Here is a 22,045-nt window from a genome sequence, read left to right on the forward strand (position 1 = left end):
AAATCGAAAAGGTAGTCAACATGAAAGCCGTTGTTCAAAGAGTTCTTTCCGCCTCCGTTACTGTCGAGGGTAATAAAATTTCTTCTATCGGCCCCGGGTTTCTGACCTTGCTTGGAGTTGCCAAGGGCGATACCGAAGTTCAGCTGCAAAAGTTAATTACCAAAATTGCCGCACTTCGCGTGTTTCCTGATGCCGACGGCAAAATGAATCTATCCTTGAAAGATATCGGTGGCGAACACCTGCTGGTTTCGCAATTCACGTTATTGGGTGATGCATCCAAAGGAAATCGTCCCAGTTTTATCGGCGCTGAAGCACCCGCACTTGCGGAGCCTCTTTATAACAGAGCCCTGGAACTCAGCCGCACGGCGGGTCTTCCGACTCAAGGCGGAGCTTTCGGGGCCGACATGAAGATCGACCTGATCAACGATGGCCCCGTCACTTTGATTTTAGAAGTTTGATCTATTCGTGATGGCAGACCGCTTCGATATTGTGGCCGTCTGGATCTAACACGAAAGCGCCATAATAATTTGCGTGATAATGTGGACGTGGCCCTGGTTTGCCATTGTCTTTCCCACCGGCCGCTAATGCGGCAGCATAAAACTCGTCAACTTGTTTTTTAGTTTGCGCGCGAAACGCGACATGCACGTGGGGTTTTTGTGGAGTGCCGCTATTGATCCAAAAGTCAGCTTTGGGTGGCTCGCCAAATCCCGCAACATCTGCACTTTGGGTAATGGCTGCAGAAAGTTCCATCAGCATTTTATAGCCCAATGGAGCCAAAGCCTTGCTGTAAAACTCTTTGCTCTTAGCGAAGTCACTTACGGCGACACCTGTATGATCGATCATGAAACCTCCGGATTATTTACATTCTGTTCCGGTTTCGCCACTTTGGCAAGACAGCGCCTTTTTGATTTCAGGTTTCGCAAAGTAAATGCGATTTACTCTCTCGGCCATTTCTGGATGCGGAAGTCCGAACTCACCCATTTCGCCTTTTTCAGCGACAGAAAATTTTTGGAGGGATGCGCACTTCGGAGCCATGGCTTTTGCTTTGGCATATGACTGCGCAACTAAAGCGGGACAAGTCGCACTATAGAAAACTCCGGGTGCTGCGAAAGCATATTCTGATTTTTTTGCAGCTGGAAGTGATTCCAGCTTTTCACCTAACGCCTGTGATGCCACCCAATCGGCAAAAGCTTCTTCGATGAAAACACTACCCGATATGTCCGGACAGCCTCTGAACTGATCATAGTACTTATCGATATTGTCTAAGCTATCTTCCAAGCCCGCGCGAGTGGCGTCTCGGGCTCCAATACCTGCACGAACCGTTTCATTTCCTTCTCCGTCTTCTTGGTCTTGGCCAGAATCCACAAAGCTATCAAGTTGAGACAGTTGGGAATTGATCACTTTCTTAAGTTCTTTCTTATCGGGAATTTTAATATGAATAGAGGAAGGAGATTCCAGGCATGAAATGACTGAGCCGAATGGATTTTCTCCAGCTGCCATTCCTTTGAAGGCAACAGGTCCGGTACTCGACGCGACAATTTTATTCATCCAATTTGGAAACTTTGCACCTGTTTTGGTAAAGTCCATCGCTACAGCGCATGGATCGAATGAATGTCCCAATTCATGTCCAAACACTGTGAACAAACTTGATTCCGGCATGTTCATGACCTGTGGGCAAATCATCAACTCATGCAATTGCATGTTGTATGCAGCATTCGGTGTCTCACAACCTTGGGCTGCCATCTTTTCCGCGGGACCCGGTGTCCCGATTTTCACGCGAACACTTTTCACACGTTCAATCATGTTTTCGATTTGTGCTTTGTTCGACTCGGTCTTTCTTTTATTAAGAATGCTGATGATATGGGCTTTCGTATCTTCATAAATACTTTTCATGCGATCCGTGGCTTTCGCCAACTTTTGCTGATTCTTTTGAAGATTTTCTTTCCCACCCGCTTTTTCAACATCAACAAACTGTTCGGGATAAAAAAACGGATCATCTATAAGTGGTGGATGAACATTTCGCGCACAGATCTCAGCTTCTTCAGCAAAAAATAAGTATGAATAATTAGGAATTTGATACCCTTCAGAATCCTGATAAAGATAAGCCTCAGATCCACGTTCGGCTAATTTCCCACAATAGCTTTCAAAGCTGCAGGATTCTGGAGAAGGCGGCGTACAAGCTTGAGTTTGTTGCGCCGATACCTTGATGGCTTCTCGAACACGATCGACTTTTCCTAAAAGAGCAGTCAATTCGTTGTTTGATAAGGTCTCAGCGACAGAAGTACTTCCCAAAACAATAACACTCACTGCTGACAGAAAAATATTTCTGATCATTACTTTACTCCCAACGCATAACTACGCAGGACTTCGATTTGGCCGATCATATTTCCATATTCGGCGCCCTCTGTGCAGCCGCGAATGATTGAAGTTTTCTTGCCATCCTTTTTGGTAAATGAAAATGTTCCTGACCAGCAGTTGGATGCGGGCTTACGAGCGGGAGGATATTTGATCGCGTTCCATGAGGTTTTCACTTTGAGGGGAAGCTTTGTACCCAAGTCTTTGCCATCAAAGATGTAATGCCCTCGTGACTCCTCGATTGTAGTGACTTTTCGGAGGCCCATTTTATTGGTGCGATCCAAAGTGTATTGAGAGGCATATGTCAGGGATGAAAAGAAGGTAACTATCAGAAATAGCTTCATTTCTTCATTCTAAGGTAAGCCGGGAAGGCCTCCAAGCAGACCTTAAGAACCCAGCCCTTTGTCTTTTGATGACTCCACTATTTATTCAGGGCGCCGTAATAATTGCGTTAACACAATCCTCACTTTCAATTTTGCCGCCATTGGTTTACAAGTCTGGCATCAAATTTAAAGGAGATCCCCTATGAAACTTATCGCTGTTATCGCGCTTATCGTTACTGGTTCTTTGAATGCATTTGCTGATGTGAATCCTAAAAACATCGTTTGTGCGGGCACTTTGGATTCTGGTACCTATGTTGAGTTTGAAGCGACTCCGACTGCAATCCCTACTTTCATGAAAGGTGAATTGGCATTCGACTACCGTGAGTGGACTGCAGAGATGAACTGCACACTTTCTAACAACTTGACTCAAATGAGCTGCGTTGAAAACATTCCTGGTGGCGAAAAATTGAAAGTTCTAGTGACAGCTGGTAAAGCTATCGTTGCGAAAGAAACTTCAAACGCACAAGTAGACCGCGGTCTTGGCGTTTTGAACTGCAAATAGTTTTAAATAAGGAATCACGATGGAATTGGATCCAACGACAGAACCTCGCTCAAAACAACTCTACGTTCTTCTTGGATCCATCGCCGCCATCCTTTTGGGTGTCGGCGCCCTCGTGATGCTTATGTACGTGTATCTGGTGATGCCTTAAAAGCGAAAGCAACACCCATCTCGACCTTAGCCGAGTGGTTGCACCTAATACTAGTCTCCTCACTTCTGCTTCCATTCTTTACAGCTCCCGCCTGAAAATGCCGATAAATATTAAGTATTTTGCATTGATCGAGGAGTTAGCCACATGACTAAAAAATCAGGATTAGTTCTTTCCGGCGGCGGCGCACGCGGTGCCTATCAAGCAGGTGTTCTGGTCGCTGCTTATGAGATCGCGCAGTCATCTGGTGTTCCTCTGAAATTCGATTTTCTTTCTGGTGTGAGTGCCGGCGCGATCAATGCAAGTTCCCTGGCCAGTAATGCCAACGATTATAAATACGCGACGGAATCCCTGGCTCGCCTGTGGAGTGAAGTGCATTTTGATCAGGTGTTCTCAACGGACTCGATGACGATGGGTAAAATCGGCATTCAGTGGTTGAAAGAACTTTCCCTGGGTGGCATCGCTGGAACAACTCCGGGTCGTGGTCTTTTGGATACGACTCCCCTGCGTGGTTTGATCAGTCGTAATATGGATTATGAGCGCGTGCAGGTGAATATTGAGCAAGGTCATATCGATGCTCTTTGCATCACTTCTATCGATTACGCAAAATCAGCAACAACATCATTCGTGCAAAGCAAAGGCGACCTTGGTTCATGGGACAAGGGCCGCAAGCGCAGCGAATACAGTGCGATCACGACAGAACACATTATGGCTTCTGCCGCGATTCCACTGATCTTTCCTCCGATCAAAGTGAATGAAAGATTCTTTGGTGATGGTGCTGTTCGTAATCACGCCCCCTGCAGTCCGGTGATTTATCTGGGCGCAGAAAAGTTAATGGTCATCGGTGTGCGCCTGCAAGGCTCCACTGCTTATGACTTGCATGCAGGCAGCACAGACACGGCTCCAAGCTTGGCTCGCGTGATTAATACAATCTTAAATGGTGTATTGCTGGATGCAGTTGAACAGGATATCGAAAAACTTCGCCGACTGAATGAATACGCATCTGCGATCACGCCGGAACAACAAAAGAAAGTGGCACTTCGTCCCTTGGACTTTTTGTTCATCTCCCCGTCTGAAGACATCGGTGAAATGGCCGTGCAAAAAGCCGCAAAGCTTCCACGCATCATTCGCTATTTGATGAAGGGACTTGGCAGCATGCAGGACGCCAGTGAAATCATCAGCTATTTGATGTTTGATCCAACATTCTGCTCGGATCTTATAGAAATCGGTCGCAAAGATGGCTATGCTCACAAGGAAGAATTAATTAAATTCCTTTTGAAATAGGTCCCATGAGCCCGCGACAAGAACTTAAAAAACGTCATCCCCTGGAATCACTCGGAGTGAAAATGGCTCGTCGTGGGGATATTCGTGTCGAGCGCCTGCAAGAGCGTTTAAACCCCAAAGTTCCATTTCCACACAAGCATGACTTTTATCAAATCGTGATCGTGCATTCCTCTGAAGGCCATCATGAAATTGATTTCACCACATATCCGGTGAAGGGCTCTCAGGTCTTTTTGATCAAGCCCGGGCAAATGCATGGTTGGAAACTTTCAGCACGCAGCAAAGGCTTTGTGATCGAATACACCGAGGAGTCTTTCGACAAAGATTTCATGGGTAAGTCCAAGCTTGCGCAACACAGTCGTCAGGTGCCGGATCATTTCAAAATTCCCAAGGGCAATCATATTTTCTCAGAAACCTTTCTGGAAATGATGGAAGTGGAATTTCAACATCAAGGCGATAACTTTGAGATGTGTCTGCAAAGCTATCTTAGCCTGATTCTGCTGGAAGCGCTTCGCATCAGCAAAGCAGCGGACCGTCAGTTGGCGGAAAACGACGACGTGATTTCGCAATTCACGGATCTGGTGGAAGAAAATTTCCATGAACAGCATCAGGTCGAATTCTATGCGGGAAAATTGGGACTGACCGCGAAAGCCCTATCAGCAAAGATCCAACGGGTATTAGGACCCTCGGCCAAAGAGTATATTCTGAATCGCTGCATGCTCGAAGCAAAACGATTGTTATCCTATTCAGAATTGAGTATTTCAGAGATTGGGTACAGTCTGGGTTTCGATGATCCGAACTATTTCAGCCGTTTTTTGAAAAAGAATATGAAGATCAGTGCAGGGAAGTTTCGTAAAACTCCCCCTAAAAAGAAGAACTAAAACTTATCCATCATGTGCTCGGGCGCTTCTTTGCCTTCGCCATGACTTTGTTCTGCACTCAGAGCCACTTTACCAGTGATTCCCACCCATTCCGGGAAAAAGAACGCCAGCACCGCATAGACCATAAAGCTAATGATCGAGATCACGACTGCGCCACCGATTACAAACATTGTGCCGTTGTCCATACAAGACTCCTTCAGCTATTAATCCTACCCTATCCGACTCTTTTTAGCCATGGAGGAATTCCCCATGGACTAGCACAAATTTCCTTCCTTCGCCCGCAATCCCCCACGATCCGCCTCGAGCGCCCCAGCACTTTTCCTTCCACAACCACTACCTTCCCCCCCCTCCCTAACCTCCGGGGTATCGGTCATCAGTCATTTGAGGCCCATGACCGATACCCCCGCTCCCCTAGCGACCCCCAAAAAAAGCCCCCGCAATCTCCAGTCCCCCAATCGCGATCCCCACCAAGAATGGACTGTCCGAAGTACGCCGATGAGAGTGCTTCGCAGAGAAATGGTTCAGCATCAGGGTCGATCCATCGTTTGCAGCTCCAACTCGTCTATCAAGGGTATCGGTCAATGCAGAAAGGAACCACCGCTATGAAGCAGCAAACATTCTTACCTCTTCAAACTCATTGGAAGTATCGCCATTGCCATGGTGGGACACTTCGCAAATCTTCCAAAGGCCGTGGTGCGCGACCCCTTTCGACCAAGGATCCCATTCATCTTGTTTTCAAACTCAACAAATCTTCTGTGCGAGGCGGGCTTCGTCATCCTCGCAGTTTTTGGCTGATGACTCGTTTAATAAAAAAGTATGCTGCCAAATTCTTTGTGAAAGTTGAGCAGTTTTCTGTGCAGACCGATCATGTTCATCTGTTGATTCGGGGTGGGCGTCGGTCGCAAGTGCAAAGTTTTATGCGGGTGGTGGCGGGGCAGTTTGTTCAGAGGTTGACCGATACCTTCGATTCAAAGAACGAGGGGCCGAAGGTTTGGAGGCATCGACCTTTTAGCCGCGTGGTTAAAGGTTACAAGGCTTATGGGATCGTCAGGGACTATATCCAGCTAAACGAGTGTGAAGCCAATGGTCGGGCTTATTCGAAAACTCGTCTGCGGGGATTAAGTCAGGAGGAGCTGAGGAACCTTTGGGTCTAGGTATCGGCCCCGGGCAAATCCATTTGAATCACCCCCCGGATCGGTTTACAATTTTGCTTTAACAAGGAAGTTAATTAATGAAACTTGGTATTGAAGTTTTGCTTTCCGATGCAAAAATGTTGAAGTCCCTGAAAGGAAAGCGTGTTGGTTTGGTTTGCCACCCTGCCAGCGTAAATGAAAATCTTGAGCACAGCCTGGATCTTCTGGCAAAAAAAATTAAACTGTCTTGTGCATTCGGCCCCCAACATGGTGTGCGTGGAGACAAGCAAGACAATATGATCGAAAGCCCCGACTTTATCGATCCTGTTCATAAAATTCCTATCTTTAGCTTGTACGGCGAGGTGCGCAGACCCACCGCGGAAATGATGAAGCACTTTGATGTTTTACTTTTCGATCTTCAGGATTTGGGTTGCCGTATTTATACCTTCATCACGACTTTGCTGTATGTGATGGAAGAATGCGCGAAGCTTGATAAGACGGTCATCATTTTGGATCGTCCGAATCCGGCAGGTCGCCCGGTTGAGGGTTTCCGCATGCTACCAGGTTGGGAATCTTTCGTAGGGGCCGCTCCCATTCCAATGCGCCACGGTCTGACTGTGGGCGAGCTAGCGCTATATTTCGCTGAATACTATGAAATGGATCTAGAACTTCAGGTTGTTAAAATGAAGGGCTATGCACCTAACAAAGCTCCCGGTTTTGGTTGGGACATAAAACGAGCTTGGGTGAATCCATCACCGAACGCAGCTTCACTGAACATGGCACGTGCCTATCCCGGAACAGTTTTGATCGAAGGCACGACATTATCTGAAGGGCGTGGAACGACACGCGCATTGGAAGTGATCGGGGCTTCGGATATCGATTTCTCTGAAGTTTTGACCAGAATGAAAAAGAAAGCTCCACAATGGCACAAAGGTGTCACTTTGCGTGAGTGCTATTTTGAACCGACATTCCACAAACATGTTGGTAAACTTTGTCACGGCTTCCAATTCCATACAGATACGACGACCTATAAGCACGAAGCGTTTAAGCCATTCCGCCTGACCGCTTTGATGTTAAAAGTAATTCGTGAAATGCATCCGAACTATCCAATCTATCGTGATTTTGCTTACGAGTACGTTAAAGACCGCTTGGCATTTGATGTGATCAACGGTGGACCCGCATTGAAAAATTGGATCGAGGATAAAAAATCCACTCCTCAGGATTTGGACAAAGCAATGTCTAAGGACGAAAAAAGTTGGGAAAAAGAGAGAAAGAAATATCTTCTCTACAAATAAGAAGAGCAAAAAAGCCCGGTTCGAAAGAATCCGGGCTTTTGTTTTTAGTCGTGAATCAGTTCATCCGACAATCACCCCTGGAGCCGAAGCGATTCCCTTTTCCGAATCCGCTATCGAATACTCGATAATCTGCAGACTTCGCAAAAGCTTACGACGCAAGATACGGTCTGCAACAGACGCCTCCGAAACTAAAGAAAACAACTGACTCCCTACTACGACTGTTAACATTAAGAACCTCATCTTGGCCCCCTTCCTGTCTATAAGACGCAGGTACCTCTGGCTTCGGTTAAAACTGTTAAAATGGCCTTCTAGGCTGTTGAAATGACAAACTTTTGGACGGTTCTGGATTTAGTTCCGCCCCAGAAGGAAGCCTCTCAAACAAAAAACCAGATATGGTATAAGGCTCACTATTCAATTAAACGGGAGCCTTATGAAAAACGTTATCTTGCCATTGGTTGCACTGACTTTGACTATGTCCGCTTGTAGCTATAAATCGCCAACAGAAGACCTTGATAAAGCGATCGCCAAGAGCCAACGCGATCTTGATGCTATTTTGTATGGTGGTGGTCAACCTGGCAAAATCAACGTAAGTGGCGTCGCAGTCAAAGATGAGTCTGGATACATGCTCCTTGATAAGAGAATTAACATCAGCCAAACGGGTGGAATGGGCGCTCGCGGCGTGGGCGTTGCTGTCGTTGGAGAAAAAAATAAACCGGTCTTTTCACCAAACGTGAAAGAAAAATCCGCTCAACTGGCGTCGGCGCATGCCGGTTTGACTAGCGAAGGTTATATTAATCTTGGTTGCGAAAATCTGACAGCGGAAGACGTCCAAGGGCTTGAAGAAAAAATTGTAGATATGTCTACTTCGACTTATGGTTTCTTTGCTGCTAAAAAAGTTTTTATTTGTGGCGAGCAGAATAAGTCTGGCCTTAGCCTGAGTATCATTGCTGAGCAACTCGTATTGAAAGATATCCGAATGACGTTGGTAGGATTAGCTGGAAGTATTTCCATAGAAACTCAAAAACTTGAACTGGTGGGCAGTAATCTAATTGGAACGACGGCCCTTTCCAGCGAAGGCTTCGGTATGGATGCACCCGATATTGATCTTGCCGTAGAAAAAGAACTTTCCGGCTCAGGAAATTTATCGCTCATTTCCATTGGTGGAGCAGTTGTTGAAAAGAAATAGTTTTTAACTATTCACATTCAAAATAAAAAAGGGAACCCGAAAGGTTCCCTTTTCTTTATTTACGTTCCCAAATGTAGGAAATGATCTCGTCCCCCATTTCAATATCAAGGAAAAGGCGTCCATTCTTGAACCAGATATGCGAGCGTGTTTTTCTTCCCAACTGCATGTCGGAATCTTGGGTGCACCAATCGGCATTTGATGGATTTATCCAAACAACTTCTTGCATTAGAGTTTCTTCTGAAGATTGATAAAGAGCACGTCTTTCGCAGAACCCCGGCTCGCCATCACGATGATAACGTAGAGAATTTGTACCATCGCTCGAAAATTCATACTCAATCTGTAAGGCAGGATTAGGTCGGGGAACTTCCTGACCTTGATAAATCAAACTCGAAAAAATCCAGAGGCCCAACAAGGATTCAGTAAACATCTCAAAAACCTCTTTTTTGAATAACCGTCTGACCCTCTTTCAGATCTCCGACATTCACAAGCTCAGATTCAAGAACAGCATGCAAATTAACACCGAAGTCCTTAAATTCACTGTTGGGAACCAATCGCGCCAGGGTCAAGGCCGCTATGCGAATACCTTTTTCCAAACCGAAGTGTTCCTTCAGATCCCACAAAACACCACTGATAATACCGGAGTCGTGATATAACCCACCGTTCTTATCCGCGACGGACAAGGTATTCACAACCGAACGGCGAAAAGGCCCTTTTAAGTACGAAGCCTCTCCCATATTTGGATTATTTAACTGCGCAGCAGTAAAAAAGTCGGCAAAACCTTCATTCAAAGAACCACCCTCTCCCTCAAAGGGAAGTCCCGCAATGGAGTCTACAAGGGCGTGCACACTTTCATGGACGACAACTGATGGATCTTGGGCAAGGCGAGAATATACTTCGTCATCTCCCGCCCCCAAGCGTATTTTGCCCTGATAATAAAATGCAGAATTTGTTTTCTCTGGGAATCCCACCTGAACTTCAGCTTGCAGTAAAAATGGAATTTTAAATCCCAACATTCTTTCAAACCAGGCAAGCGAATCATACAGAAAATAGAATGCCTGAACCTGATCAAAACGGGGATCTTTGCTATTGAACTTTAGCGGCTCCATAACAGAGGTAATTTTTGACGAGTTTTGCGAGCTCACCATCAGCCGCGTGTTTGCCAGAGTCGGACTAGCATACAGACCAGTTAATACAACCTCCTGAAGCTCCCTTTTTTTGGAGCCTTTCGGAAATACCCAAGCCAACGTATCCTGAAAATAGGAACCAACTCTTTGAATCTTTTGAATTTGCAGATAATTATAAAATCGCGCTTCCCACGTCACGCCTTTGTCATCAACGTAAACCACTTTCCACAAAGGTTGATAAAAGCCTTTGTGGTGGGCTATTACCAAAGACACGGACTGGGGCGAATTTTTCTTAAACATGGGCAAAGAATTTTTTAGTCTTCTTTCGATATTACTTTTGTTACCCAGAAATTCTTCTATCGGAATATCTTTTAACTTAGGTTCCGCAGTTACAATGTGCCCACGAACGGCAACTAATTTTGATCCGTTAGAAATTTCTTTGACGTAAGTGCCCTCAACAGGAACGCCACGAATAAGTTGCTGGCGTAATAAAATATTCTGGGAATAGAGAGATGCCTCGGAAAGAAAAACAGTATCAACTTGTTTTAGAATGACCAGGTTTTCTTTGGAAGAGCCCGATTTCCATTCGATTGTCTGGAAATCGGACTTAGGCGAACAAGAGGTTAGCGCGATGAAAAGTATAATTAACTTATTTTTCATGCAGGACTTCCTCCGGCTGGCTCAACTTTTCTTATTCGATAACAACAGATTTTTCCAAGTAAGTACCGTCGCCATTTTCAAATCTAAGGTTGTGTTTACCTGGAATGAATTTCCCTAGACGGATTTCTTTTTGAAATGGGATCAGAACCATAATGCACATACCTTCTGATACAGAGGCAATTGATTTCACAGTGTGGTTGAAATCGTCCTTGTTATCCACTTCGGCACGTTTCCATTTATAGCAACCATTTTGGAAAATACCATTTACGACGACATACACGTCTGAATTGGAATCGAAACCACCGGGTACAAAAACACCGCTAATACCAATCTGCACGTCACGCTCTTTTGGCGCAGCTTGATTTGCGAAAGAAACTGAACCTAAAAGCATCATCAAAGCAAAAACTCTTGCGATCATTTTCATCTTATCCTCCTTGGACAGACATTTTTGTCTTGCCTAAGGAATACGCCTGCTCTTTTTTCGGGGAGATGACGGCAATCATGTTTATGCAACACCCCAATAGAAATCAATCCACGGTGGAGATTGAGGACACTCCGGACAGGAATTGAATCCCAGCTTCAAAAAATAAAAAAGGGAACCCGAAAGGTTCCCTTTTTATTTTAAGAGCTAAGTCCTAAAACTAATTACTTAGTTTCAGTTTTAACTTCTTCTTTTTTCTCTACTTTTTCTTTTTTGCCGTGTTTTTTGTGTTTTACTTCTTTTTTAACTTCAGCTTTTTGCTCAACTTGAGCAGCTGGTTGTTGCTCAGCAACTGGAGCCGCAGCAGGTTCGTTAGCTTGAGCCATAAGACCAGAGAAAAGAATAGCTGTAGTGATAAGTGCGAATTTCATAAAACCTCCATTTGGTTTTGTATTTGATTGCTCGCCACAAACACAAGTTACCAAAGAGTTCTTAAACCCCGATTAAAACCACATTAATTCTTTTTTATCTGGAACATTAGGCAGCCTCAGGACTTTCGCATCAGCTGCGATATAAGCTCAAAGGAACGCAGACGATCTGTATGTTCGTATTGGTCTGAGACAATCATCAATTCATCGGGTTCAAGGATATTCACGAATTCTTGAAGTTTTCGCTGGACCGTTTCAGGCCCACCGATCACAGCCGTGGCTAATCGCGATTTTACCAATTGCTCTTCTTGCACAGTCCAATATGCCGCCATCGAATCAACGGGCGGTTCTAAGTTCACACGCTGATTGCGAATGATACCAAGGAATCTGCGCATCACTGTGGTTGAAAGCTTCTGTGCTCTCTCGTCTGTGTCGGCCGCGACAATTTGAATGCCCAACATAACATAGGGTTCTTTCAAATACTCTGACGCTTGGAAACCGGCGCGGTACAAGCGAACAGCGTCGTACATCTCATCGGGAGCAAAGTGCCCTGCAAAGGCATAAGGAAGCCCCATCACCGCTGCCAGTTGCGCACTGTAAAGACTGGAGCCTAAAATCCAGAACGGAACTTTCACCCCGGCACCAGGAATCGCACGCACACGGTCCGCTGTCGCAGATTCTTTAAAGTAACCTTGCAGTTCTAAAACTTGTTCCCCAAAATCGGGTTCACGATTTACGTTGCGACGAAGTGCTCGCATCGTTAAACCATCGGTGCCTGGCGCACGTCCCAAGCCCAAATCGATTCTTCCGGGATACAGCGTGCCCAATGTTCCGAACTGTTCTGCAATGACCAGCGGAGCATGATTAGGCAGCATGATGCCACCCGATCCGACACGAATGGTTTTTGTGCCGCCTGCGATGTAGCCGATTAAAACAGAAGTCGCACTGCTCGCAATGCCTTCCAGATTGTGATGTTCTGCCAACCAATATCGATTGAAACCCCACTCTTCCGCATGGCGAGCGAGATCTAAAGAGTTTCGAAAAGAGTCCGCAACAGTTTTACCCTGCGCAATAGAAGCGAGATCGAGGATGGAGTATTTTACTTCAGAGAGAGTTTTCATATTTGTAATTCCTATATCAGCTCTTAGCGCTTTTTTCTTCTGCTAATTAAGTGTAGACCGACATCTTCTTAAAGAGAGAGGTCTTATGAAAAACTTAATCACAGCAGTACTAATCACTTTCGGTTTCTTGGGCGCAGCACACGCTTCTAATCAGTGGACCGAAGTTCTAACGACAACCGTTATGACACAATCTCCGGACTACAAAGATTATCTAATCCACAACAGCGACAAGTATTCGCAAATCATGGTTCAAGTCCGTTCGAAAACTCGCATCGAGCGCATCGACACGATTTCTCACATCCTTTGGGGCCGACCAGTAAGTGGTATCGAAGGCGTCTATGAAGCAGACGAAACTAAAACAGCTTACTTCGGTCCTGCGAAAGTTCGCTTCTTGCGCATTTACGCAACATCAATTCCAGCTGGAATGCCCATGCCGATTCGTGTGTGGATGAGATAGTTGGCCCGAGAATTCTTGTTCAGAGGTGGACAGTTCGTCCTCCTCTGAAACGATGTACTCATACACGATTGCTTTTTTAAATTCAGATCGACGATACAGGTAGTAGGCTAAGCCAAAAGTCACTCCCAAGATAAATCCCACTAAATGCGCACCATAACTGACCTGAGGATCAAATGCCGAGGTTGGCATAAACACACCTAAGGCCACTCCCCCAGCACGCAGTGCTCGCTGCACGTAAGATCTTTTCTGATCCAACATAAAGTAGAGTGCAAGCCACGCTCCACCCATCCAATAAACAACGCCGGAGGCTCCAATCAATCGCACTTCAGGAGCATAATTCAACAGAACAAAATAGTTGGTGATGCCACCAAAGAAAACCGCGGCAACGGGAAAAACCCACGAGCCAAAATAGCCGACCAACAAATAGCCCAGCACAAAAAATAAAATAAGATTGTTAAGTAAGTGACCTGTGTCACCGTGTGCAACCAAGGTCGTCCAAAGACGCCAAACTTGCTTTTGCTGAAAGACGGCCTCGCCCGAGGCGGCCATCCATTGATCTGCGTGTAAAATGCCCTGCCAGAAACAAACAGCACCTATCACCAGGATTAATACCGTCACTGCCGATATAAATCCTGCTAAAGGCGATGGCTTGCGACTGAGCCACGTTTCCCGAACGCGCTTCCAAACAACCTGCTCCACCGGTCCTCCTGCGTTGACATTAAGTCTGAGTGCATTCCAGGGGATGTCAAGGCGACCAAAAACAAAAGGGCCACCATTTGGCAGCCCTTAGTATATTTTCGATTTGAGATCAAAACTAGTGATTGTAGATCTGGTGAGCGCCGTCTTTAGCAGCAAACAACTGTTGAATCAGAGCCGCGCCGGTCGCGTTGTCATTGCTTTGAAATGCTGTTTGCATTTGAACCGCAATGCTCATCGCGTAGTTGATGTGCTCTGTGTAGTTTTGCCATACAGCAGGTTGTTGATCTTGAGGCCACTGGCGAATGATATCTGGAACTTTTTGAAGATTTGCTTGCAGAAGCAAAGCAATTTGATTCGCATTCACAGCGTTTTGTTGATTCTGGGAAGCATCACCTGCAGTCGCTTTAATTTGTTTCGCATATTTTTCGATCATCATCATGTCTTGCTTGATGCTTGTCACTTCAGCGTAAGCCGCAACACCCAAAACAGTCAGTACCACAAGAATAGAAGCTAAAATTTTGCGCATGATTAAGTTCCTTTAAATTAAAGTTTTTTGTGAGCGTGATTAACTTTGTCGTTCATTTCTTGGTTCTTAGTCACGATCGCAGCCAAGTCACGTTGTGATTCTGGAGTGCTCAAGGTTTTAACCAACAAATCACGGTATTCGATCAAGAATGTTTTAAAGTCGTCCATGAAGTACAAGTAGTACTCTTTCAACTCAGCTTTGGCTTTTTCATCCATTAAATTGCCTTTGGATGGAAGAACCGCATCCGCGGGATTCACCAAAACTGCATCTGCACATGCAATTGCGATGTTCAAATTTTCAATCGCAACTTGAAAGTCCTTATCTGCCAACTTCTCCCAAGGATCGCCGATTTTTCTGGCAACTGTTTCCGCATCCACGGTGTATTTACCGAAGTTACGCATCACACGGTTGATAGTGAGTTCAGTTTCGCCGTTGCGCAAAGGACAAGTCACTTGCGCCAAAGATGTGGCTGGCGCTAAAAGTACGATCGCAAGCAAGATACGAGAAATCATAGGCTCTCCCCTTCATTGAACAATGGGAAACCTAGTATCTGAGCTGTGATTTCTTGTCATGTTGAGGGACTAAGCAGGGTCTAATTGAAAACCAATTGGCTAAAAGCATGGAAAAATTGCCCGTTTTCCAGTCTTAACGGGTATTTAACGGTTTTTGGCGGATTCTCAATTGGCGGGACTGCTCTCAATTAGCTTTACGAATTTCTAGCAAACTGGTGCCGCGAATGTCCCCCAGGATTTCCAAACTCATGGTCGACGACAGGTGTTGGCCTGCTAAGTGAAATGCACTCCACCCATGCTGACGCTGTTCGCGCAAAAGCACGTAAGCCCGGCCCCCAGATCTCAGGGAATTTTCAATACCTCTCATCAAATTTGCAAAATCTGAATCTAGGAAAAAGCGGCAACGATTTTTAAAATCAGATGGCGACAGAGTTCCCTGGTCTTTATGGAAATAAGGCGGATTGCACAGAATCAAATCATATTGATTTTTATAGGGCTCGGACTGAAGTACATCGTAGTTTTCGGGAACAAATTTAATCGCTGTCTTGGGGTCGGTCACGTGAGCGACATTTCTTTCGAAATGCGGCTGATAAATAGCTGACTGCACTTCAAGGAAATCAAAAGATCTGGGAACTACACCACGCTCTTTCTGATTGTGGAAAAGAAAATCCAGACCAATGATCCCGCAGCCCGAACACAAATCCAAACAAGCGGCCGGAGTCAGACCTTCATCACGATAAATTTCATAAACCTGACGGGCAAGAAAAACTGAATCGTGAGAGAAGTGATAGTCTTCCGGCTGAGAATATTCAAATGTGTAGTGCTCATTGATCGATGACATTTAACAAGCGTATCGAAGTGGATACGCTAATGCAACGATCTGCAGAGCTTTAATGGCAAAGATTCTTCGGGATTTAAAATTCCGCTGGGCCCATAGTGATGGCTTAAATATTTAAGCACGGACTTATCCCCATTTGATCCCACCGGATAAATCTTTGTCCCACTTCGCACTGTCGGAGTATAAGCCACGCCCGTTATAACGGCCTTGCCCTGAGCAGGTTTCGTGAACCCCACGTACATCACCGCCGAGGCTTTCCTTTCGACATCTTTTTGAGCCGCAACGAAATTCCCCAGTGAATAAACGATGAAAGTTTCACGACCATCCTTCGTCACATATTTATCCCACGGCTGCAAAACGTGAGGATGGGAACCCACTACCACCGTGGCACCCGCATCAAGCCAGGTGCGAGCGGCAGAAACCTGTCGTGAGTTAGGAGTCTGCTTATATTCATCTCCCCAATGTGGATAGATGACCACCGCATCCACGTCGGAGCGAGCAGAGAGCTCTTTGATTGACGCGACCATAGCCGAATTAAAGCAGTTCAAAACTTGTGACTTATTATCGGGACGACCATTTGTCATTTCCGTGCAACCGACAAAAGCAATATTGATTCCTTGCACAGTGACGATCCGAGAATATGAAGCGTTTCGCTCTTGCGAATGCCGAATACCGACTGTGTGAATGCCCACTGATCGTGCCGCATTAACTGATTTATCGATTCCGAGCGAACCCCGATCCAGAATATGATTATTGGCCATCGTTAAAAGATCCACGCCGCTTTTTTTAAGATCACTTAAAATACGTGGATGATAGTTGAACCTCATATTTGTTCCCGAATAGATGCGATCGTCATAGATAAATCCGACATCACCCCAGTCACGACCTTCGGTATCGACTCCCATAGCCGCCGGCCCCTCAAGATTTGCGATGGAAAAGTTTGCCTTTGAAAAAAGCGGGTTAATACCACGCCAAATCTGCGAAAAATCTTTCGACTCCTGCACCACATTTACATACAGCAACTTATGAATCAGTACATCGCCCACAAACGACAACGAAGCAAAATGCTGAGAAGAACCGCAACGCCCACTGAACTCAAGATCGGTGCCCATTGCCAAGCTTACAGATGGAAAAATCCCCAGCATCACTGCCAGGGATTTTTTAATTAGCTTTTTCATTTGAGGCTACTCTTCAGCGGCATTGCGACGATCGCGTGCCACTTGCCCTTTGCGCGAACGCGCACTGGAATATCCCGCCACCCGTTTGCCCACCATTTGCGGGGCATTTTCAAAGTGCGAGTCGGCCTGAACAGTGCGCTTGTTGTACATTTTCTGTTTTGTTCTGCGAAGAAAACTTTCACGAGGTTCATCTGCTCTTTTCAAATGCATTTTGGGCTGTTCAGTCAAACTTTTCTTGCCACGCGCTGCCTTAGCCTTGCGATTTTCAAGCCGTTGCTTGTTTAAAACACGATCAAAACGTTCCAACACTTTTTCCATACTGCGCAGACGGAAATTCACTTCGCGCGATGCCACTTTGTCGTCCATTTTCGCTCGGGCATTTTTTCGATGTCTTTTCACCAACTCGACCGTACGGGCCCGCGCCTTGCGAATTCTTTCGCGCGGAATGTTCTTAAGGTCCGAGGAGCTTTGGGTGTATAGTTTAAACTCCGCCTTAGTTAATCTTTTTTGCGCAGCTTTTTGCGATGCCGATTGTGTTGTTGCCATAGGATCTCCTTGTGATTCGTTTTTAATGATAAGAGGAACGCTCTGGGAGTCTCTATTGACAAGTGCTCCCTTTGTTGGAAAGCATGGAGAAATGAGCGAAAGGATCCCGTTATGAAAATCAAAAGAATCTGTGTCTATTGCGGTGCTAATCCGGGCAACCATCCTGAGTACGCCAAAGTGGCGCGAGAGCTTGGGCATCTTTTGGCAGATCACAAGATTGAATTGGTTTATGGCGGTGGCAAAGTCGGTTTGATGGGCACAATCGCAGATGCTGTGCTTGAAAAAGGCGGTCAGGTGATCGGCATTATTCCGCAAAAATTAGTCGAACAGGAACATGCTCACCAGGGTCTTACTGATTTGCGCATCGTAAATGACATGCACGAACGCAAAGCCACGATGGCTGTACTTTCTGATGCCTTTATCGCTTTGCCAGGAGGCTTCGGCACACTTGAGGAATTGTTCGAAGTTTTGACTTGGTCGCAAATTGGCTATCATCAAAAGCCCATTGCTCTGGTAAATGTCATGGATTTCTATGGACATCTGCAAAGCTTCGTAAAGCATGCAACAACTACAGGGCTTTTACGTTCCGAGTATGCTCGCTTTTTCCAAGTGACATCATCTGCGCGGGAAGCACTCGACACGGTTCTTCGTTAGAAAAAATGGTCTCGTTCGCTACGAAACCTGAATCCAAAAAATGGTTTTGAGGAGTGTTCCCTCAACCATTTCAAAATTGCAATTGGACAACTTAAGAGCTTGTTTAGTAGTTAAAAAGGCGTAATGGAATTCCTATTAAGACCAGAAGCCTACATCGCTAGCTACCAAAGAGACTTGGAAGAACTTTCCCAGCTATTGGCGACTCTTGGTCATTCCGTTGTTCCGTACAAGGATCCGGCCCTGCCGTTGTTTCACAATCTTCTTCCGGAAGTGCGCCAACAAGTCGCGACAGCCTTACATGCTTATGTGGGAGCCCTGCGAGCGGAACTTGCTACTGAGCACTCAAGCCCTGAGCGCTTCGTTTTGCAGTTCCTTTTCCGGATCGGACAGGCTCCAAGCTCCGAACTTTCAAACATTTTACGCAACGAGCGCTACATTCAAATCTACAACCGCGACAACCTGCAAATTTTCCGCAGCCTAGCTTGCTATGAACGTTGCTCATTCACTCTGGAGCAATTGACCAGCCGTACGTGGTTTGAGTTATGGGAGCGAGATAACTTGTTCTATATGGCTTTCGTGGGAATGGCTCACAAAATGCGGGATGTCGTTCGCTTTAGCAGCTTTAATTTCGACTTCCCTTTTCATAAGGTGACTGAAATCGACTCCTCCGAAGGGTATTCTTTCCACTATAAGCTTAAAACTGTGTGCGGTTTGACCCGCCAGAATCAAATACAATCAGCCCTGCTGGTTGAGGACTGGAAATTCTAGAAATCCCTGTATATTTGCTAGGATAAGCCTTTTGACCTTGCGGTTTGGACAAGGACCCTGTAGCTATTTGTCCCTATGACTTCTCAAACATTCTCTGCTCTTCCCCTGATCGAACCTATCCAACGTGCTGTCGCTGAATCTGGCTACACGGTGCCGACTCCGATTCAACAACAAGCCATTCCTCATTTGCTGGAAGGTCGCGACCTTTTGGGTTGCGCTCAAACAGGTACGGGCAAAACTGCCGCTTTCGCTCTTCCCATTTTAAATCATCTGGCAAGCCAATGGCATCGCGCCGAACCTAAGCAGGCCCGCGTTCTAGTTTTGGCTCCCACTCGTGAGCTTGCAATTCAAATTCATGAGAGTTTTCAAACTTACGGTAAGCATCTGAAAATTCGCACAGCTGTGATCTTTGGTGGCGTGGGACAAACTCCCCAAGTAGCGGCATTGAAAGCCGGCGTGGATGTTTTGATTGCGACTCCGGGGCGCTTGCTTGATTTGATTCAACAAAAACATTTGCAACTGGGTCGTTTAGAAATCTTCGTTCTGGATGAAGCAGACCGCATGTTGGACATGGGCTTCTTGCCTGATATCCGTAAGGTTCTAAACTATTTGCCGGCAAAACGTCAGAACTTGTTCTTCTCTGCGACAATGCCCAAAGAAATCCAAAAGCTTGCGGATTCTTTGTTGGTAAACCCCGCGAAAGTTGAAGTGGCTCCGGTTTCTTCAACCGCAGAGATGATTGAACAGTCCGTGATGTTCGTGGATAAGAGCAAAAAGAAAGACCTTCTTCGCCACCTGCTACAAGATAAAACTTTTGATAAAGTGATTGTCTTTACCCGTACTAAACACGGTGCAAACCGCGTGGCCGAGGGTTTGACGAAAAATCATATCGCCTCTGAAGCTATCCACGGGAATAAATCTCAAAATGCCCGCCAAAGAGCTTTGGAAAACTTGCGAGAAGGCAAGATCCGCGTTTTAGTTGCAACAGACATCGCTGCACGCGGTATTGATATCGACGAAATTTCTCACGTTATTAACTATGAACTTCCGAATGAATCTGAAAGCTACGTGCACAGAATTGGTCGTACGGCTCGTGCTGGCAGCCAAGGTGTTGCCATTGCTTTCTGTGATGCGGAAGAAAGAGCTTACCTTAAAGACATCGAACGTCTGATTGGTAAATCCATCCCTGTCATCACCGAGCAGCCTTATCATTCTGAAGAAGTTGCCGGCAGCAAAATCCTTTCCAAAGGAAAAGCTAAGGCGATGATCGAGGCGATGGAAAATTTGAAACCGACACGCAATGGTTTTAAAAAACGTCGTCGTTTGAATCCACGCAAAAAGCCACCCACGTTTGAATCTAAAGGCGGCAGCGGTCAAAAGCACAGCGGGCCAAAACCTGCTGGCGGTCACAAACCTCATGCGCACAAAGGTGGCTCTCATCCCGCTAAAGGTGGAGGACATCACGGCGGAGGACATAAAAAATGAGCCTTCACGAAACTGAACAAGCCATTCCTAAGGCTGTTCTTGTCGGTCTTCAGATCGGCCGAATGAATGAACAGGAAGTGCAAAACTCCCTGACCGAACTTTCTCGCCTGGTGAATACACTGGGTTTTGAAGTTATCGGGAAAATGCACCAACGTCGTACTTCAACGAAAAGTGCCAACGTCTTGGGTGATGGCAAATTGATGGAGCTTGCGAAATGGACTGGCGGCACTGGTAAAGTGGCGCCCACGTTCATTAAGAAGAAACACAAAGCTGCTTTGAAGTTCGAAAAAGAAGACGACGCAGAGGATCTCTTTGATCTTCCAGAAGAAACTTTCGAAGAACAAGGACCGGAAGACTTCGTCGAAGAAGAAAATCCCCAGGATCAAGCTCAATGGGTGATCTTTGACTGTGATCTTTCCCCTCTTCAATTGCGCAATCTTGAAAGTGCCACAGGTGCAAAGGTCATGGACCGTACCGGTGTGATCATCGAGATCTTTAGCCGTCATGCGCGCACACGTGCGGCGCGTTTGCAGGTGGAAATTGCCCGCCTGACTTATGTGGCTCCACGGGTTCGCGGCGTTTCTGCTGGCGATGACGATCGCATGGGTGGTGGCGGTAAAGGTGTCGGGGAATCCGCGATCGAACTAGATCGTCGTAAGATTCGCGACCGTATCAAAGAGTTAAAGCAAGAATTAAGCTCTATTGGTCAAGAACATCTGACTCGTCGTTCACAACGTTCACAAGAAGCTTGCGTGGCCCTGGTAGGTTATACGAATGCAGGTAAGTCTTCATTAATGCGTGCGATGACAGGCAGCGAGGTTTACGTCGCTGATAAATTATTTGCGACTTTGGATACGACAGTTCGTGCGATTCAACCTGAAACTCGTCCTAAAATTTTACTTTCCGATACAGTTGGATTTATCAAAAAGCTTCCGCATGATCTGGTGGCTTCATTTAAATCGACTTTGGACGAAGCATTGAATGCGTCGTTGCTCCTATATATGGTGGATGCTTCAGATCCTTCTTTCCGTTCACAATTAGAAGTGACGCGCACAACCTTAGCTGAGGTCGGTGCGGGAGAAATCCCAAGCTTACTCATTCTTAATAAGCGCGATTGTTTGACAGAAGAACAGACGTCTAGTTTGGCAGCCGAATTTCCTGATGCGATTTTCTTGTCTACTCGCAATGCTGAGGACGTTGAAAACCTGCGTCTGCGTTTGGTTAAATTTTATGAAAATAGCATGCGCGAAGAAGAGATCTTTATTCCATATAAAGTTCAAGGGGTTATTGGCGATATTAGAGCACGTCTAAAGGTTCTTGGAGAATCTTATGATGAAAAAGGTGTTCGTCTAAAAGTCCGTGCCAATGCAGAAGACTTTGAAAAAATCGCGAAGAAGATTCGCGACGCACTAATCGACATCGATTAAGCTTTAGTTTCATTAGAAATTTTTAACTCCTATCCTGCCC

General features: G+C 45.9%; 29 protein-coding genes. 13 read left to right on the top strand and 16 right to left on the bottom strand.

Translation table 11 applies throughout. The annotated features are described in order from the left end of the window. Positions 1-20 precede the first annotated feature (20 nt). Positions 21-458 carry a D-aminoacyl-tRNA deacylase gene (gene dtd, locus HW988_RS16010; protein WP_181605170.1) on the top strand — a complete coding sequence of 146 codons (438 nt, stop codon included), beginning with the start codon at positions 21-23 and terminating at the stop codon, positions 456-458. Position 459: 1 nt separating this feature from the next. On the opposite strand, the gene HW988_RS16015 is transcribed toward dtd, so the two are convergent. Genes HW988_RS16015 through HW988_RS16025 form a run of 3 tightly spaced genes read right to left on the bottom strand, consistent with a single transcriptional unit; the run spans position 460 to position 2,699 of the window. Next, entirely contained in the window at positions 460-843 is a 384-nt protein-coding gene (locus HW988_RS16015) for a VOC family protein (RefSeq protein ID WP_181605171.1), read from the bottom strand. Positions 844-855: 12 nt separating this feature from the next. Continuing rightward, entirely contained in the window at positions 856-2,334 is a 1,479-nt protein-coding gene (locus HW988_RS16020) for a hypothetical protein (RefSeq protein ID WP_181605172.1), read from the bottom strand. Beyond that, on the bottom strand, positions 2,334-2,699 hold the full coding sequence (locus HW988_RS16025; protein WP_181605173.1) for a hypothetical protein: 366 nt from the start codon (positions 2,697-2,699) through the stop codon (positions 2,334-2,336). The genes HW988_RS16020 and HW988_RS16025 overlap by 1 nt, the downstream gene beginning before the upstream one ends. A 181-nt stretch (positions 2,700-2,880) precedes the next feature. Here HW988_RS16025 and HW988_RS16030 point away from each other — a divergent pair, with 181 nt between their 5' ends. From HW988_RS16030 to HW988_RS16040, 4 genes are all read left to right on the top strand, one after another. After that, on the top strand, positions 2,881-3,240 hold the full coding sequence (locus HW988_RS16030) for a hypothetical protein (protein WP_181605174.1): 360 nt from the start codon (positions 2,881-2,883) through the stop codon (positions 3,238-3,240). A 19-nt stretch (positions 3,241-3,259) separates the two neighbouring features. Beyond that, positions 3,260-3,388: a hypothetical protein gene (locus tag HW988_RS19175; protein ID WP_255490073.1), complete on the top strand. Its 129-nt coding sequence runs from the start codon at positions 3,260-3,262 to the stop codon at positions 3,386-3,388. A 144-nt stretch (positions 3,389-3,532) separates the two neighbouring features. Beyond that, complete coding sequence (locus HW988_RS16035) at positions 3,533-4,669, top strand: patatin-like phospholipase family protein (RefSeq protein WP_181605175.1); 1,137 nt, start codon at positions 3,533-3,535, stop codon at positions 4,667-4,669. A gap of 5 nt (positions 4,670-4,674) precedes the next feature. Then, the gene (locus HW988_RS16040; RefSeq protein WP_181605176.1) at positions 4,675-5,547 is read left to right on the top strand and encodes an AraC family transcriptional regulator; all 873 of its coding nucleotides are present in this window, start codon (positions 4,675-4,677) and stop codon (positions 5,545-5,547) included. Here the strand turns inward: HW988_RS16040 and HW988_RS16045 are convergent. Next, complete coding sequence (locus HW988_RS16045) at positions 5,544-5,732, bottom strand: hypothetical protein (RefSeq protein WP_142701462.1); 189 nt, start codon at positions 5,730-5,732, stop codon at positions 5,544-5,546. The genes HW988_RS16040 and HW988_RS16045 overlap by 4 nt on opposite strands. Positions 5,733-6,149: 417 nt before the next feature. On the opposite strand from HW988_RS16045, the gene HW988_RS16050 reads away from it, so the two are divergent. Both HW988_RS16050 and HW988_RS16055 read left to right on the top strand, forming a co-directional pair. Then, positions 6,150-6,701: a transposase gene (locus HW988_RS16050; protein ID WP_181605177.1), complete on the top strand. Its 552-nt coding sequence runs from the start codon at positions 6,150-6,152 to the stop codon at positions 6,699-6,701. A gap of 77 nt (positions 6,702-6,778) precedes the next feature. Further along, positions 6,779-7,975: an exo-beta-N-acetylmuramidase NamZ domain-containing protein gene (locus tag HW988_RS16055; RefSeq protein WP_181605178.1), complete on the top strand. Its 1,197-nt coding sequence runs from the start codon at positions 6,779-6,781 to the stop codon at positions 7,973-7,975. Positions 7,976-8,035: 60 nt separating this feature from the next. Here the strand turns inward: HW988_RS16055 and HW988_RS16060 are convergent, their stop codons facing one another. Continuing rightward, complete coding sequence (locus tag HW988_RS16060) at positions 8,036-8,203, bottom strand: hypothetical protein (RefSeq protein WP_181605179.1); 168 nt, start codon at positions 8,201-8,203, stop codon at positions 8,036-8,038. Positions 8,204-8,405: 202 nt separating this feature from the next. On the opposite strand from HW988_RS16060, the gene HW988_RS16065 reads away from it, so the two are divergent. Beyond that, on the top strand, positions 8,406-9,161 hold the full coding sequence (locus HW988_RS16065; protein WP_181605180.1) for a hypothetical protein: 756 nt from the start codon (positions 8,406-8,408) through the stop codon (positions 9,159-9,161). 55 nt (positions 9,162-9,216) lie between these two features. Here the strand turns inward: HW988_RS16065 and HW988_RS16070 are convergent, their stop codons facing one another. The 5 genes from HW988_RS16070 to HW988_RS16090 form a co-directional block, all read right to left on the bottom strand. Further along, positions 9,217-9,588 (bottom strand): hypothetical protein, encoded by a 372-nt coding sequence (locus HW988_RS16070; protein ID WP_181605181.1) that lies wholly within the window; start codon positions 9,586-9,588, stop codon positions 9,217-9,219. A gap of 1 nt (position 9,589) precedes the next feature. Further along, the gene (locus HW988_RS16075; protein ID WP_181605182.1) at positions 9,590-10,945 is read right to left on the bottom strand and encodes a hypothetical protein; all 1,356 of its coding nucleotides are present in this window, start codon (positions 10,943-10,945) and stop codon (positions 9,590-9,592) included. A 31-nt stretch (positions 10,946-10,976) separates the two neighbouring features. Beyond that, entirely contained in the window at positions 10,977-11,369 is a 393-nt protein-coding gene (locus HW988_RS16080) for a hypothetical protein (RefSeq protein ID WP_181605183.1), read from the bottom strand. A gap of 221 nt (positions 11,370-11,590) precedes the next feature. Further along, complete coding sequence (locus HW988_RS16085; protein ID WP_181605184.1) at positions 11,591-11,797, bottom strand: hypothetical protein; 207 nt, start codon at positions 11,795-11,797, stop codon at positions 11,591-11,593. Between the two features lie 116 nt (positions 11,798-11,913). After that, the gene (locus tag HW988_RS16090) at positions 11,914-12,915 is read right to left on the bottom strand and encodes an LLM class flavin-dependent oxidoreductase (RefSeq protein WP_181605185.1); all 1,002 of its coding nucleotides are present in this window, start codon (positions 12,913-12,915) and stop codon (positions 11,914-11,916) included. 85 nt (positions 12,916-13,000) lie between these two features. Between HW988_RS16090 and HW988_RS16095 the strand changes: the two genes are divergently transcribed. After that, entirely contained in the window at positions 13,001-13,372 is a 372-nt protein-coding gene (locus HW988_RS16095) for a hypothetical protein (RefSeq protein ID WP_142701470.1), read from the top strand. Here the strand turns inward: HW988_RS16095 and HW988_RS16100 are convergent. From HW988_RS16100 to HW988_RS16125, 6 genes are all read right to left on the bottom strand, one after another. Then, positions 13,325-14,071 (bottom strand): rhomboid family intramembrane serine protease, encoded by a 747-nt coding sequence (locus tag HW988_RS16100; RefSeq protein ID WP_181605186.1) that lies wholly within the window; start codon positions 14,069-14,071, stop codon positions 13,325-13,327. The two genes, HW988_RS16095 and HW988_RS16100, sit on opposite strands and share 48 nt — an antisense overlap. 115 nt (positions 14,072-14,186) lie before the next feature. Then, positions 14,187-14,597, bottom strand: a complete 411-nt coding sequence (locus HW988_RS16105; protein ID WP_181605187.1) for a hypothetical protein — start codon at positions 14,595-14,597, stop codon at positions 14,187-14,189. 17 nt (positions 14,598-14,614) lie between these two features. Beyond that, positions 14,615-15,109, bottom strand: a complete 495-nt coding sequence (locus HW988_RS16110) for a hypothetical protein (RefSeq protein ID WP_181605188.1) — start codon at positions 15,107-15,109, stop codon at positions 14,615-14,617. A gap of 184 nt (positions 15,110-15,293) precedes the next feature. Further along, positions 15,294-15,950, bottom strand: a complete 657-nt coding sequence (locus tag HW988_RS16115; RefSeq protein ID WP_181605189.1) for an RsmD family RNA methyltransferase — start codon at positions 15,948-15,950, stop codon at positions 15,294-15,296. Between the two features lie 26 nt (positions 15,951-15,976). Further along, positions 15,977-17,125 carry a CapA family protein gene (locus HW988_RS16120; protein ID WP_181605190.1) on the bottom strand — a complete coding sequence of 383 codons (1,149 nt, stop codon included), beginning with the start codon at positions 17,123-17,125 and terminating at the stop codon, positions 15,977-15,979. Between the two features lie 6 nt (positions 17,126-17,131). Continuing rightward, on the bottom strand, positions 17,132-17,671 hold the full coding sequence (locus tag HW988_RS16125; RefSeq protein ID WP_181605191.1) for a hypothetical protein: 540 nt from the start codon (positions 17,669-17,671) through the stop codon (positions 17,132-17,134). A gap of 111 nt (positions 17,672-17,782) precedes the next feature. On the opposite strand from HW988_RS16125, the gene HW988_RS16130 reads away from it, so the two are divergent. The 4 genes from HW988_RS16130 (at position 17,783) to hflX (ending at position 22,005) form a co-directional block, all read left to right on the top strand. After that, positions 17,783-18,325, top strand: coding sequence for a TIGR00730 family Rossman fold protein (locus HW988_RS16130; protein WP_181605192.1), 543 nt, complete (start codon positions 17,783-17,785; stop codon positions 18,323-18,325). A 123-nt stretch (positions 18,326-18,448) separates the two neighbouring features. Next, entirely contained in the window at positions 18,449-19,093 is a 645-nt protein-coding gene (locus HW988_RS16135) for a hypothetical protein (protein WP_181605193.1), read from the top strand. Positions 19,094-19,168: 75 nt separating this feature from the next. Continuing rightward, positions 19,169-20,578 carry a DEAD/DEAH box helicase gene (locus HW988_RS16140; RefSeq protein WP_181605194.1) on the top strand — a complete coding sequence of 470 codons (1,410 nt, stop codon included), beginning with the start codon at positions 19,169-19,171 and terminating at the stop codon, positions 20,576-20,578. Then, positions 20,575-22,005 carry a GTPase HflX gene (gene hflX / locus HW988_RS16145; RefSeq protein ID WP_181605195.1) on the top strand — a complete coding sequence of 477 codons (1,431 nt, stop codon included), beginning with the start codon at positions 20,575-20,577 and terminating at the stop codon, positions 22,003-22,005. The genes HW988_RS16140 and hflX overlap by 4 nt, the downstream gene beginning before the upstream one ends. Positions 22,006-22,045: the final 40 nt, after the last annotated feature.

This window comes from Bdellovibrio sp. KM01 (assembly GCF_013752535.1).
In the GTDB taxonomy this organism is placed as follows: domain Bacteria; phylum Bdellovibrionota; class Bdellovibrionia; order Bdellovibrionales; family Bdellovibrionaceae; genus Bdellovibrio.

Bases quoted from the DNA above. Each gene is read 5' to 3' on its own strand.
- dtd (WP_181605170.1), top strand. From the start codon at position 21: ATGAAAGCCGTTGTTCAAAGAGTTCTTTCCGCCTCCGTTACTGTCGAG.
- HW988_RS16015 (WP_181605171.1), bottom strand. From the start codon at position 843: ATGATCGATCATACAGGTGTCGCCGTAAGTGACTTCGCTAAGAGCAAA.
- HW988_RS16020 (WP_181605172.1), bottom strand. From the start codon at position 2,334: ATGATCAGAAATATTTTTCTGTCAGCAGTGAGTGTTATTGTTTTGGGA.
- HW988_RS16025 (WP_181605173.1), bottom strand. From the start codon at position 2,699: ATGAAGCTATTTCTGATAGTTACCTTCTTTTCATCCCTGACATATGCC.
- HW988_RS16030 (WP_181605174.1), top strand. From the start codon at position 2,881: ATGAAACTTATCGCTGTTATCGCGCTTATCGTTACTGGTTCTTTGAAT.
- HW988_RS19175 (WP_255490073.1), top strand. From the start codon at position 3,260: ATGGAATTGGATCCAACGACAGAACCTCGCTCAAAACAACTCTACGTT.
- HW988_RS16035 (WP_181605175.1), top strand. From the start codon at position 3,533: ATGACTAAAAAATCAGGATTAGTTCTTTCCGGCGGCGGCGCACGCGGT.
- HW988_RS16040 (WP_181605176.1), top strand. From the start codon at position 4,675: ATGAGCCCGCGACAAGAACTTAAAAAACGTCATCCCCTGGAATCACTC.
- HW988_RS16045 (WP_142701462.1), bottom strand. From the start codon at position 5,732: ATGGACAACGGCACAATGTTTGTAATCGGTGGCGCAGTCGTGATCTCG.
- HW988_RS16050 (WP_181605177.1), top strand. From the start codon at position 6,150: ATGAAGCAGCAAACATTCTTACCTCTTCAAACTCATTGGAAGTATCGC.
- HW988_RS16055 (WP_181605178.1), top strand. From the start codon at position 6,779: ATGAAACTTGGTATTGAAGTTTTGCTTTCCGATGCAAAAATGTTGAAG.
- HW988_RS16060 (WP_181605179.1), bottom strand. From the start codon at position 8,203: ATGTTAACAGTCGTAGTAGGGAGTCAGTTGTTTTCTTTAGTTTCGGAG.
- HW988_RS16065 (WP_181605180.1), top strand. From the start codon at position 8,406: ATGAAAAACGTTATCTTGCCATTGGTTGCACTGACTTTGACTATGTCC.
- HW988_RS16070 (WP_181605181.1), bottom strand. From the start codon at position 9,588: ATGTTTACTGAATCCTTGTTGGGCCTCTGGATTTTTTCGAGTTTGATT.
- HW988_RS16075 (WP_181605182.1), bottom strand. From the start codon at position 10,945: ATGAAAAATAAGTTAATTATACTTTTCATCGCGCTAACCTCTTGTTCG.
- HW988_RS16080 (WP_181605183.1), bottom strand. From the start codon at position 11,369: ATGAAAATGATCGCAAGAGTTTTTGCTTTGATGATGCTTTTAGGTTCA.
- HW988_RS16085 (WP_181605184.1), bottom strand. From the start codon at position 11,797: ATGAAATTCGCACTTATCACTACAGCTATTCTTTTCTCTGGTCTTATG.
- HW988_RS16090 (WP_181605185.1), bottom strand. From the start codon at position 12,915: ATGAAAACTCTCTCTGAAGTAAAATACTCCATCCTCGATCTCGCTTCT.
- HW988_RS16095 (WP_142701470.1), top strand. From the start codon at position 13,001: ATGAAAAACTTAATCACAGCAGTACTAATCACTTTCGGTTTCTTGGGC.
- HW988_RS16105 (WP_181605187.1), bottom strand. From the start codon at position 14,597: ATGCGCAAAATTTTAGCTTCTATTCTTGTGGTACTGACTGTTTTGGGT.
- HW988_RS16110 (WP_181605188.1), bottom strand. From the start codon at position 15,109: ATGATTTCTCGTATCTTGCTTGCGATCGTACTTTTAGCGCCAGCCACA.
- HW988_RS16115 (WP_181605189.1), bottom strand. From the start codon at position 15,950: ATGTCATCGATCAATGAGCACTACACATTTGAATATTCTCAGCCGGAA.
- HW988_RS16120 (WP_181605190.1), bottom strand. From the start codon at position 17,125: ATGAAAAAGCTAATTAAAAAATCCCTGGCAGTGATGCTGGGGATTTTT.
- HW988_RS16125 (WP_181605191.1), bottom strand. From the start codon at position 17,671: ATGGCAACAACACAATCGGCATCGCAAAAAGCTGCGCAAAAAAGATTA.
- HW988_RS16130 (WP_181605192.1), top strand. From the start codon at position 17,783: ATGAAAATCAAAAGAATCTGTGTCTATTGCGGTGCTAATCCGGGCAAC.
- HW988_RS16135 (WP_181605193.1), top strand. From the start codon at position 18,449: ATGGAATTCCTATTAAGACCAGAAGCCTACATCGCTAGCTACCAAAGA.
- HW988_RS16140 (WP_181605194.1), top strand. From the start codon at position 19,169: ATGACTTCTCAAACATTCTCTGCTCTTCCCCTGATCGAACCTATCCAA.
- hflX (WP_181605195.1), top strand. From the start codon at position 20,575: ATGAGCCTTCACGAAACTGAACAAGCCATTCCTAAGGCTGTTCTTGTC.